The organism is Streptomyces sp. 8L (assembly GCF_020176795.1).
Classification (GTDB): Bacteria; Actinomycetota; Actinomycetes; order Streptomycetales; family Streptomycetaceae; genus Streptomyces.
Genome location: NZ_JAIUKE010000960.1, coordinates 1 through 628, shown reverse-complemented (window position 1 = coordinate 628; position 628 = coordinate 1). Strand labels below are relative to the sequence as shown.

Sequence of the window (628 nt, the reverse complement as noted above, 5' to 3'; positions counted from 1 at the left end):
GCCCCTTCGGTCGCCGGTGTGCTGAGTGGAATCACCACGCCAACGACGAGGGGCCCTGCCTCGTCACCACAGCCGCTGACCAGCCCATTTCACCCGTCAACACAGGGTGAAAGAGGTTCAGTAACCCACTCTCCACAAAACCCGGGGCTTGACAGACGCCCGCGATACCGGCCTCGCGCATCAGCCGCTCGACCCGCTTGCGGCCGACGTGGGCTTCCTCGCGTTTGAGTGCGGCGTGTACGAGCGGAGAGCCGTAGATCCCGCCGGAATCGGCGTGGATCTTCTTGATCCGCTCGGTCAGCTCGGCGTCCCGGCGCTTGTGCTCACACGGCTCCTTCTCGGCGCGGCGCCAGCGGTAGTAGGTGGAGGAGGCGATGGAGAGTTCCCGAAGTACGCACTCGCGGTCCCCGGCGGCGTGGGCGGCTTTGACCCCGGCCAGGTACGGACTCACGCCCTGGCAATTGGGGTCTTCGATCTTGAGCGGTGCGCCTCGCCTGACACCTTGACGTTTCGTCACAATCAGTGACTGAGGAGGGTTGGCCCTCTGCTGCAAGGAGCCCGTGGTCCTAAGTGATCATTTCTGTTCTCTAGGCAGAACGATCATGTGGGAGCCACGGGCGTGGTCAAC

Annotated in this window: 1 protein-coding gene; it reads right to left on the bottom strand. The window is 64.2% G+C overall.

The window, feature by feature from the left end; translation table 11 throughout:
• Nucleotides 1-31 precede the first annotated feature (31 nt).
• Complete coding sequence (locus LCE31_RS40115) at nucleotides 32-451, bottom strand: IS3 family transposase (RefSeq protein ID WP_225023256.1); 420 nt, start codon at nucleotides 449-451, stop codon at nucleotides 32-34.
• Between the last annotated feature and the right edge of the window lie 177 nt (nucleotides 452-628).